The organism is Actinotalea ferrariae (genome assembly GCF_019733465.1).
GTDB lineage: Bacteria > Actinomycetota > Actinomycetes > Actinomycetales > Cellulomonadaceae > Actinotalea > Actinotalea ferrariae_A.
Window position 1 is genome coordinate 1 of the sequence record NZ_JACVQL010000310.1, and the last position, 9751, is coordinate 9751.

A 9751-nucleotide genomic window follows, 5' to 3' on the forward strand; every position below is an offset into this window, starting at 1 on the left:
GAGCTGGTCCACGGGCGTCTCGGCCGGGAGGACGACGTCGTCGGCGGTCGCCTGCACGGCGCTCGCCGACGTGTCGTCGGCGGGCTCGTCGGCGGCGAGCGCGGCGCCCGGCGCGCCGCCGACGAGGGCGACGGTCCCGAGGGCCACGAGGGCGGTGCCGCGGCGGGAGCCGGTGGCGGCGAGGGGGCGGATGGAGGCGTGCGAGGGTCGCGCAGTACGCACAGGCGTGGCCTTGTCGTCAGGGCCGGTGGGTGGCCGGCGGGGGAGGGCGGCCTGGGGGTGCCGCAGGGTGATCGTCGCCCGCGTGCCGCCGTCCCGGAACGGCGTCCCTGAGCCGAACGGGGCACGGCGCGCGCGGACTTCACCCGCCGGCGCCGGGCACCGGCCCACGATGCGAGACGTCGGCCGAGCCCTCGACCTCACGAGCCCCTCGACCTCACCCGGACGGCGCCTGAGCGGCCGGCCCGGCCGTGGCTATGCTCGGCGACCGTGGACATCGGGGGCAGTCCGGAGGAGATCCGCGCCGAGGAGTCGACGACGCCGGTCCAGCGCTTCCTGATCCAGCCGGTGGTGCCGTGACGGCGTCCCGCCTCGTCGCGATCGCAGCGGTGACCTCCCTGCTGCTCGCAGGCTGCAGCGGCCGCACCAGGGACGCCGTGCCGGACGACGTGCTGTTCGACGAGATCGCCCGCATCCGCGGCGTCACCGAGACCGACGTGGCCTACGAGGGTCAGACGTGGACCCACGGCCCCTTCTACACCGGCGCGGTCACCATCGAGGCGAGCGCCGACGCCGCGTGCGTCCTGGACCGCGTGTACGCCATGCTGTGGCAGGGGCAGCCCGGCTCTTTCACCGTCTCTCTGCTGCGGGACGGCACATTCCTCATCTCCGAGGACCTGCTCGGCTTCGCGGCCATCGGCAACGACGCCCAGCTGGAGCGCCGGTACGGCCAGCGCACCGGGAGCCGCACGTTCACCGAGCCGAAGGACCCGCCGGCCTGCCGGCGCTGACCCCGAGCGAGGGCGACGGGTCGCACCGGTCCGGGCGACGTGCGCCCGGACCGGCGGTGACGGTCAGACCGCCGCGAGCCGCTTCGCCGCGACGAGCTCGGCGATCTGCACGGCGTTGAGCGCCGCACCCTTGCGCAGGTTGTCGTTGCTCACGAACAGCACCAGGCCGCGGCCGTCGGCCACGCTCTGGTCCTGCCGGATGCGGCCGACGTAGCTCGGGTCCTGACCCGCCGCCTGCAGCGGCGTCGGGATCTCGGCGAGCTCGACGCCCGGGGCGCCCGCGAGCAGCTCGGTCGCGCGCTCGACGGAGACCGGCCGCGCGAACTCGGCGTTGATCGACAGCGAGTGGCCCGTGAACACGGGCACCCGCACGCAGGTGCCGGCGACGAGCAGCTCGGGGATGCCGAGGATCTTGCGGCTCTCGTTGCGGAGCTTCTGCTCCTCGTCGGTCTCGAACGAGCCGTCGTCGACGAGCGACCCCGCCATGGGCAGCACGTTGAAGGCGATCGGACGCGCGTAGATGCCGGGCTCGGGGAAGGCCACCGCGCCGCCGTCGTGCGTGAGCGCGGCGACGTCGGCGCCCGCGAGCGCCCCGACCTGCGACTCGAGCTCGGCGACACCCTTGAGCCCGCCGCCCGAGACCGCCTGGTACGTCGAGACGACCAGGCGCACGAGGCCCGCCTCGTCGTGCAGGGGCTTGAGCACCGGCATCGCGGCCATCGTCGTGCAGTTCGGGTTCGCGATGATGCCCTTGACCGCGTGGTCGATCGCCTCGGGGTTGACCTCGCTGACGACGAGCGGCACGTCGGGGTCGCGCCGCCAGGCCGACGAGTTGTCGATCACGAGCGCGCCCGCGGCCGCGAACCGCGGGGCGAGCTCCTTCGACGTCGCGCCGCCCGCGGAGAACAGGGCGATCTCGAGGTCCGTGACGTCGGCGGTCGCGGCGTCCTCGACGACGACGTCCGTCCCGCGCCACGGCAGCGTCGTGCCGGCGGAGCGCGCGGAGGCGAAGAAGCGCATCGACGCGACCGGGAAGTCGCGCTCCTCGAGCAGGCGACGCATCACGGCGCCCACCTGGCCGGTCGCGCCGACGACGCCGACCCGCAGGCCCGGGGCGGAGGTCTGGTTCTCGCTCATGTCTACCGTCCTGTCCCGCCGTAGACGACGGCCTCGCCGTCGGCGGAGTCGAGGTCGAACGCGGTGTGCACGGCGCGCACGGCGTCGTCGAGCTGGTCGGCACGCGTGACGACGGACACGCGGATCTCCGACGTCGAGATCATCTCGATGTTGATGCCGGCGTCGCGCAGCGCGCCGAAGAGCTTCGCGGAGACGCCCGGGTGGGACTTCATGCCCGCGCCGACGAGCGACAGCTTGCCGATCGCGTCGTCGTACTGGAGCGAGGCGAAGCCGATGACGTCCTGCACCGCGCCGAGGGCGGCCGTCGCGCGCGCGCCGTCGGTCGCGGGGAGCGTGAAGGAGATGTCCGTCAGGCCCGTGGCGGCGACCGACACGTTCTGGACGATCATGTCGATGTTCACACCGGCGCCCGCGACGGTCTCGAAGATCTGCGCAGCGGTGCCCGGCACGTCGGGGACGCCGACGACCGTCACCTTGGCCTCGCTGCGGTCGTGCGCGACGCCCGAGATGATCGGCTGCTCCATCGAGGTACCTTCCTGTCCCTGCTGGGGGGTCTCGTCCGTGACCAGCGTGCCCGTGTGACCCGTGAACGAGGAACGCACGTGGATCACCACCTTGTTCCGGCGCGCGTACTCGACGCAGCGCAGCATGAGCACCTTCGCGCCGCTCGCCGCCATGTCGAGCATCTCCTCGTAGGTGATGCGCTCGAGCTTGCGGGCCGACGGCACGATGCGCGGGTCCGCCGTGAACACGCCGTCGACGTCCGTGTAGATCTCGCAGACGTCGGCGCCGACGGCGGCCGCGATGGCGACCGCCGTGGTGTCCGAGCCGCCGCGGCCGAGCGTCGTGACGTCGTTGGTGTGCTCGGTCACGCCCTGGAACCCGGCGACGATCGCGACCGCGCCGGCGTCGAGCGCCTGGCGGATGCGGCTCGCCTTGACGTCGATGATCCGGGCGCGCCCGTGCGCGTCGTCCGTGATGACGCCCGCCTGCTGGCCGGTGAACGACTGCGCCTCGACACCGAGGTTCGCGATCGCCATCGCGAGCAGCGACATCGAGATGCGCTCGCCCGCGGTGAGCAGGATGTCCATCTCGCGCGACGGCGGCAGCGGCGAGATCTCGTTCGCGAGGTCGATCAGCTCGTCCGTCGTGTCCCCCATCGCGGAGACCACGACGACGACGTCGTCACCCGCGCGGCGGGCCTCGGCGATCCGCTTGGCGACGCGCTTGATCGCGGTGGCGTCCGCGACGGACGACCCGCCGTACTTCTGCACGATCAGGGCCACGGTGGAGCTCCGGGGTGGTGGGGGTTTCGCGACGGGCCGAGGCACCGGGGCGCCGCGGTGGTGCCGCTGGGCGCGAGGCGTCCCGTCGGCCGTCGCAGCATAGATCGGCCCACCGGTTGGACAGGGGTGCGTCCGGCATCCGGGCCGCCCGGCACCCGGGCGGACCGCGAGGGCGATCGCGACCCCGTGGGGCGGCGATCCTGCGAGGATGGCCGCGGGAGGTGGCCCGTGCGCATCCAGGTGGCAGTCCTCACGGTCGCGCTAGCCGCGGCCCTGACCGCGTGCGCGACGCCCGCCGACGACGCCGGCTCGGCACCGCCCGGCTCGCCCTCCCCGAGCCCGTCGGCTCCCCCGAGCGCCTCGGCGCCGCCCACGCCGGGCGCGACGTCGTCCGTCGCGGCCGAGCTCACGATCACGCTCGACGAGACGGGCTCCGGCTCCCCCCGCACCTTCACGCTGGCCTGCGACCCCGTCGGCGGCGACCATCCCGACGCGGACGCGGCGTGCGCGACCCTGGCCGACGTCGGCCCCGAGGCCTTCGCCCCGCCGCCGCGCGACGAGATGTGCACCCAGCAGTACGGCGGGCCGGAGGTCGCGACGGTCGAGGGCACGGTGGCCGGCACACCCGTCTCCGCGCAGCTCTCGCGCACCGACGGCTGCGAGATCGGCCGGTGGGACGCCCTGGCCCCGGTCCTCGGGAGCGCCGGCGGCATGTGATCCTGGACGTCCAGGTTTCGGGCACGGTGACGTCACTCGCGTGGGACGTGATCCACTCCCGTCCGGCTGTGCACGGGCGTCCTCGCTCGTGCTCTCGACGTTCGGAGGTACGGGTGGACCAGGTCCTGGAGCCAGTGTTCGAGCAGGTGCTCCGGCGGAACCCGGGCGAGGCCGAGTTCCACCAGGCGGTGCGCGAGGTGTTCGACACCCTCGGCCCCGTCGTGCGGAAGCACCCGCAGTACACGGACGCCGCAGTGCTCGAGCGCATCTGCGAGCCCGAGCGGCAGATCATCTTCCGCGTGCCGTGGGTCGACGACCAGGGACGCGTGCAGATCAACCGCGGCTTCCGCGTCGAGTACAACTCCGCGCTCGGTCCGTTCAAGGGCGGCCTGCGGTTCCACCCGTCGGTCTACCTCGGCATCGTCAAGTTCCTCGGGTTCGAGCAGATCTTCAAGAACGCGCTCACCGGCATGCCCATCGGCGGCGGCAAGGGCGGCTCGGACTTCGACCCGCGCGGCCGCTCCGACGGCGAGGTCATGCGGTTCTGCCAGTCCTTCATGACCGAGCTGTACCGCCACCTCGGCGAGTACACGGACGTCCCGGCGGGCGACATCGGCGTCGGCGGCCGCGAGATCGGCTACCTCTTCGGCCAGTACAAGCGGATCACCAACCGCTACGAGTCGGGCGTGCTCACGGGCAAGGGCATCACCTGGGGCGGGTCGCTCGTGCGAACCGAGGCCACCGGCTACGGCACGGTCCTCTTCGCGCAGGAGATGCTGCGCACGGCCGGCCGCTCGTTCGACGGCCTGCGGGTCTCGGTCTCGGGCGCCGGCAACGTGGCCATCTACGCGATCGAGAAGGCCCAGGCGCTCGGCGCGCGCGTCGTGACGTTCTCGGACTCGTCCGGGTACGTGGTCGACGAGGACGGCATCGACCTCGCGCTGCTCAAGGACGTCAAGGAGGTCCGGCGCGGTCGCGCGGCGGACTACGTCACCGAGCGGCCCGCGGCCCGCCTGGTCACGGGCGGCCGCATCTGGGACGTGCCGGTCGACGTCGCGCTCCCCTGCGCGACGCAGAACGAGCTCCTCGGCGACGACGCGAAGACGCTCCTGAGCAACGGCGTCGTCGCCGTCGCCGAGGGCGCCAACATGCCCACCTCGCCCGACGCCGTCGCGCTGCTCCAGGAGGGCGGCGTGCTCTTCGGCCCGGGCAAGGCGGCCAACGCGGGCGGCGTGGCGACGTCGGCGCTCGAGATGCAGCAGAACGCGTCGCGCGACTCGTGGACGTTCGAGCACACCGAGGAGCGCCTCGCCGAGATCATGATCGGCATCCACGACCGCTGCGCGCAGACGGCCGAGGAGTACGGCTCGCCGGGCAACTACGTGCTGGGCGCGAACATCGCCGGGTTCCGCCGGGTCGCGGACGCGATCCTCGCCCTGGGCGTCGTCTGACCCGCTGACGGCGGGCGCGGCACCGGCCAGGCCACGACGAGAGGCACCCTGCGCGACGGCGCGGGGTGCCTCTCTGCGTCAGGGATGGAGCGTCGGAGCCGAGCGTCAGGGGCCGGGCGTCAGGGGTGCAGGGCCTGGAACTCGGCCTCGGCGGCGACGTCGTCGTCGACGTCGAGCCGCAGGTGCGCGAGCACGGTCTGCAGCACGCGCAGCACGGCCGACCCGCGCTCGCCCCAGTTGGACAGGTACGAGAACTGCCACCACCAGAGGGCCTCGATGACCTGGCCGGCGTCGTAGTGCCGCAGCCCCTGGGACAGTGCGCCGGCGATGAGCACGATGTCACCCGACAGGGACGAGGTGACGACCTCGCCGCCGAGCACCGGGTCGTCGATCTCGGTGTAGTCGTCGATGCCGTCGAGGATGTTCTCGAGCGCTGCCCGCAGCGGGTCGAGGTCGGCGTCCGGGCCGACGTCGGGCTCGAACCGCTCGGCCGGGACGACGTCGACGATCGCGCCCAGCCGCGCGCCGGCGGAGAGCACGTCCGAGACGGCGAGCAGGAGCAGCGAGATCGCGGCGTTCGGGTTCGCGTTGGCGGCGACCTCGGTCGCGGTCGTCAGGAAGAAGCGGGACTGGCGCGCGATCTGGTCGGCCACCTGGACCAGGTCGGCCGGTGCGTCGTCGCGGATGTCCACCCGGTCGTCGTGCCGCCGACGCGGCGTGGGCGGGGGTGCTGCTGGCATGTCAGGCACTGATCTGCCTCCGTCCTTCGAAGGCCCGCCCGAGCGTGACCTCATCGGCGTACTCCAGGTCTCCCCCGACCGGCAGCCCGGAGGCGAGTCGCGTCACGCGCAGGCCCATCGGGACCAGCAGCCGCGCGAGGTAGGTCGACGTCGCCTCTCCCTCGACGTTCGGGTCCGTCGCGAGGATCACCTCGGTGACGGTGCCGTCCGCCAGGCGGGTCATGAGCTCCTTGATCCGCAGGTCGTCGGGGCCGACGTTGTCGATCGGGTTGATGGCCCCGCCGAGCACGTGGTACCGACCGCGGAACTCACGCGTGCGCTCGATCGCGACGACGTCCTTGGGCTCCTCGACCACGCAGATCGTGGCGGTCGAGCGGCGCGGGTCGCGGCAGACGCGGCACAGCTCCTCCTGCGAGACGTTGCCGCAGATCGTGCAGAACTGGACCCGCGCCTTCACCTCGGTGAGCGCGTCCGCGAGCCGCCGGACGTCGGCCGGGTCCGCCGCGAGCAGGTGGAAGGCGATGCGCTGGGCGCTCTTGGGACCGACCCCGGGCAGCCGCCCGAGCTCGTCGATCAGGTCCTGGACCGCGCCCTCGTACACCCGGCCAGCCTACGGGTTCGCCCCGACGCGGGCGGCCCGCCGCGCACGGCCGGACCGGCCCCGACCGAGGCGTGGACGGATGCCGCCGAGCCCGCCCACGATGAGTTCCGCCGTCCCGGGCGGTCACACCCACGACGACGACACCGGCGCGGGCACGGGTCCGTGCCGACGGCGACACGGACGACGGGACCGACGACAGGAGAGCGCGATGCGCGACGGACGGACGGCGGGGGTCCACGACGGCGGTCTCGACCCCGGCGGCGCGGTGCGTGCGGTCCTCGAGCGGTCGGTGGACCGTGGCGAGCTGCACGGCGCCGTCTGGCTCGTCGAGCGCGACGGCGACGTCACCGCCGGTGCGCTCGGCGCCCACGGTCCCGGGGACGAGCGGCCGCTGCGGCGCGACAGCATCCTGCGCCTCTCGTCGGTCACCAAGCCCGTGACAGGGGTGCTCGCCGCCGCGCTCGTCGGCGACGGCGACCTCGACCCGGCCGCGCCCGTCGACCAGTGGCTGCCCGAGCTCGCGGACCGCCAGGTGCTCGTCGACCCCGCCGGCCCGCTCGACCGCACGGTGCCGTCGCCGCGTCCGGTCACGGTGGCGGACCTGCTCGAGCTGCGCGGCGGGATCGGGATGGACTTCACGGGCCCGTTCCCCGGTCCGGTGCTCGGTGCGCTCGCGGCTGCGGGGCTCCCGGGCGGGCCGCCGGCGCCGCAGGAGGGGCCGGGGCCGGACGCGTGGATCGCGGCCGTCGGCGGCGTCCCGTTGCAGCACGCGCCGGGCACCCGGTGGCTGTACCACACGGGCCTGCAGGTGCTCGGGGTGCTGCTCGAGCGCTGCTCGGGCACCCCGCTGCCGGAGCTCCTCGCGGCTCGTCTGACCCGTCCGCTCGGCATGCGGGACACGGGCTTCCAGGTCCCGCCGGAGGACCTCGACCGGTTCGGCCCGCAGTGGCTCCCCGGGGCCGACGGCCCGGTGCTGTACGACCCGACCGACGGCCAGTGGGCGCGTCCGCCGGTGTTCCCCGACGCCGCCGCGGGGCTGGTGTCCACGGTCGACGACCTCGCGACGCTCGCGCGCGCGGTGCTCGACGGCGGGCGGGGACCCGACGGCGCCGTCGTCGTGCAGCCCGAGGCGCTCGCGACGGCCGTGCAGCCGCGCGTCGGGCCGCTCGACCCGGACGGCCGCGACGGCTGGGGGCGCGGGCTGGGCGTGTGCCTCGCGGACCAGCCCGACGGGCGCCACGCCGGGACGTACGGGTGGGACGGCGGGCTCGGCTCGAGCTGGTGGACGGACCCGGTCACCCGGACGACGGCGATCCTGCTCACGCCCGACGGGTGGGCGTCACCCGAGCCGCCGCCCGTCTACCGCGCGTTCTGGAGCGCGGCCTTCGGAGGCGGAGGGTCGGACCTCGGGACCTGACCGCTGCGGCGCGGCGTGGCGCTGCTCAGCGGTACAGCGCCAGGAGCTTGGCGAGGACGGACTGCGCGGTTGCGGACGTGTACGGGCCGACCGCGACGAGCGACGCGATCAGGGCCGCGACCTCCCCCGGCGTGAGCGTCAGGTGCAGCTCACGATCACGAGCGGGCAACCGGTACCCGCCGCCCGGCCCACGCCGCACCTCGACGGGGACGCCGGCCGCCGCGAGGAGCGCGATGTCGCGCTCGACGGTGCGTCGGGAGGTGCCGGTGCGCTGCGCGAGGGCGCTGCCGGTCGAGAACCGCGGGGCGCGGCTGCGCAGCTCCTCGATCAGCGCGTGCTGGCGCTCGATCAGCGGGAGCGCCTGGTGGAGCTGGACCATCCCGGCCACGCCGGCCGAGCCGACGAGCCGCGGCGCGGCGGTCGTGATCCCGAGGGAAGAAGCCGACGCGGCGGTGTCGCCCATGCCTCCCTAGCGTGGACGACATGTCGATCACGCGGAAGACCGTCCTCGAGCCCATCACCACGGACAACCTCGCGGAGGCCGTCCGCATCGCCGTGCGTCCGGACCAGGAGCGGTTCGTCGCCCCGGTCGTGCAGTCGCTCGCCGAGGCGTACACCCAGCCCGACGTCGCCTGGCCGCGGCTCGTCCGCGACGAGGGACGGCCGGTCGCCTTCGTCATGGGGGCGTTCGACCCGACGTCGGAGATCGACTTCTTCCGCGCCGGGATCTGGCGGCTGAACGTGGCCGCCGAGTCGCAGGGTCAGGGCTACGGCAGGGTCGCGGTCGAGGCGGTGGCGGAGGAGGCCCGCGCGCGCGGGCAGCAGCGGATCACGGTCCTGTGGGTGCCGGGCGACGCCGGCCCCGAGCGCTTTTACCTGCGACTGGGGTTCCGCCCGACGGGTCAGGTGCTCGAGGACCAGGTGGTGGGCGAGCTGCTGCTCTGACGCGCGCCACGTACCGGCCGGGGCATCGGCCGCGGTCAGAGTTCCCGCGCCCGAGACCCTGGGTCAGCGGTCCTGAGTCAGCAGTCCTGGGTCAGCCGTCCTGAGTCAGCGGTCCTGGGTCAGCGGTCCTGGGTCAGCGGTCCTGAGTCAGCAGTCCTGGGTCAGCCGTCCTGGTCAGCGGTCCTCGACGATCTCGTCGATCACGCTGCCGCCGAGCATCTGGGCGACGAGCGGTGCACCCACGAGCCCGGTCGAGAGCAGGTCCGGGTCGTCCGGGCTCGCGTCCTCGCCGTCGTCCTCGGGCCTGCGCTCGCGCACCGGCTGGTCGTGCTGGACGCGCGGACGCGCACCCTCCGGCACGCGCACGGGCTGCCGCGGCGCGCCGGCCGGGCGGACCGCGCCGAGGGGCGGCTCCGGCTCGGGGTCCGGTTCGGGACCGTCGGGGAC

At 74.1% G+C, this 9751-nt stretch carries 10 protein-coding genes and 2 pseudogenes; 5 read left to right on the plus strand and 7 right to left on the minus strand.

The features are described 5' to 3' along the window. Positions 1–222: pseudogene (locus ICW40_RS18585) on the minus strand (hypothetical protein); the annotation flags it as partial. Positions 223–575: 353 nt separating this feature from the next. Between ICW40_RS18585 and ICW40_RS18590 the strand changes: the two are divergent. Continuing rightward, complete coding sequence (locus ICW40_RS18590; protein ID WP_221655484.1) at positions 576–1010, plus strand: hypothetical protein; 435 nt, start codon at positions 576–578, stop codon at positions 1008–1010. A 63-nt stretch (positions 1011–1073) separates the two neighbouring features. Here the strand turns inward: ICW40_RS18590 and ICW40_RS18595 are convergent, their stop codons facing one another. Together ICW40_RS18595 and ICW40_RS18600 are read right to left on the minus strand one after the other, a co-directional pair. Next, complete coding sequence (locus ICW40_RS18595; RefSeq protein ID WP_221655485.1) at positions 1074–2147, minus strand: aspartate-semialdehyde dehydrogenase; 1074 nt, start codon at positions 2145–2147, stop codon at positions 1074–1076. A 2-nt stretch (positions 2148–2149) separates the two neighbouring features. Next, entirely contained in the window at positions 2150–3433 is a 1284-nt protein-coding gene (locus ICW40_RS18600) for an aspartate kinase (RefSeq protein WP_221655486.1), read from the minus strand. A gap of 228 nt (positions 3434–3661) precedes the next feature. Between ICW40_RS18600 and ICW40_RS18605 the strand changes: the two genes are divergently transcribed. Together ICW40_RS18605 and gdhA are read left to right on the plus strand one after the other, a co-directional pair. Further along, positions 3662–4150 (plus strand): SSI family serine proteinase inhibitor, encoded by a 489-nt coding sequence (locus tag ICW40_RS18605; protein ID WP_221655487.1) that lies wholly within the window; start codon positions 3662–3664, stop codon positions 4148–4150. Positions 4151–4263: 113 nt separating this feature from the next. Beyond that, the gene (gdhA, locus tag ICW40_RS18610) at positions 4264–5601 is read left to right on the plus strand and encodes an NADP-specific glutamate dehydrogenase (protein ID WP_221655488.1); all 1338 of its coding nucleotides are present in this window, start codon (positions 4264–4266) and stop codon (positions 5599–5601) included. A 119-nt stretch (positions 5602–5720) separates the two neighbouring features. On the opposite strand, the gene ICW40_RS18615 is transcribed toward gdhA, so the two are convergent. Next, positions 5721–6341, minus strand: a complete 621-nt coding sequence (locus ICW40_RS18615) for a DUF5063 domain-containing protein (protein ID WP_221655489.1) — start codon at positions 6339–6341, stop codon at positions 5721–5723. 1 nt (position 6342) lies between these two features. Beyond that, the gene (gene recR, locus ICW40_RS18620) at positions 6343–6942 is read right to left on the minus strand and encodes a recombination mediator RecR (RefSeq protein WP_221655490.1); all 600 of its coding nucleotides are present in this window, start codon (positions 6940–6942) and stop codon (positions 6343–6345) included. Between the two features lie 208 nt (positions 6943–7150). Here recR and ICW40_RS18625 point away from each other — a divergent pair, with 208 nt between their 5' ends. Then, a complete protein-coding gene (locus ICW40_RS18625) occupies positions 7151–8359 on the plus strand; it encodes a serine hydrolase domain-containing protein (protein ID WP_221655491.1) in 1209 nt (402 codons plus the stop codon). A gap of 25 nt (positions 8360–8384) precedes the next feature. Here the strand turns inward: ICW40_RS18625 and ICW40_RS18630 are convergent, their stop codons facing one another. Then, positions 8385–8822, minus strand: a complete 438-nt coding sequence (locus tag ICW40_RS18630; protein ID WP_260459444.1) for a helix-turn-helix transcriptional regulator — start codon at positions 8820–8822, stop codon at positions 8385–8387. 20 nt (positions 8823–8842) lie between these two features. Between ICW40_RS18630 and ICW40_RS18635 the strand changes: the two genes are divergently transcribed. Next, positions 8843–9304 (plus strand): GNAT family N-acetyltransferase, encoded by a 462-nt coding sequence (locus tag ICW40_RS18635; protein WP_221655492.1) that lies wholly within the window; start codon positions 8843–8845, stop codon positions 9302–9304. 174 nt (positions 9305–9478) lie between these two features. Here the strand turns inward: ICW40_RS18635 and ICW40_RS18640 are convergent. After that, a pseudogene (locus ICW40_RS18640) lies at positions 9479–9751 on the minus strand (hypothetical protein); the annotation flags it as partial.

Bases quoted from the DNA above. Each gene is read 5' to 3' on its own strand.
- ICW40_RS18595 (WP_221655485.1), bottom strand. From the start codon at position 2,147: ATGAGCGAGAACCAGACCTCCGCCCCGGGCCTGCGGGTCGGCGTCGTC.
- ICW40_RS18615 (WP_221655489.1), bottom strand. From the start codon at position 6,341: ATGCCAGCAGCACCCCCGCCCACGCCGCGTCGGCGGCACGACGACCGG.
- ICW40_RS18625 (WP_221655491.1), top strand. From the start codon at position 7,151: ATGCGCGACGGACGGACGGCGGGGGTCCACGACGGCGGTCTCGACCCC.
- ICW40_RS18630 (WP_260459444.1), bottom strand. From the start codon at position 8,822: ATGGGCGACACCGCCGCGTCGGCTTCTTCCCTCGGGATCACGACCGCC.
- ICW40_RS18635 (WP_221655492.1), top strand. From the start codon at position 8,843: ATGTCGATCACGCGGAAGACCGTCCTCGAGCCCATCACCACGGACAAC.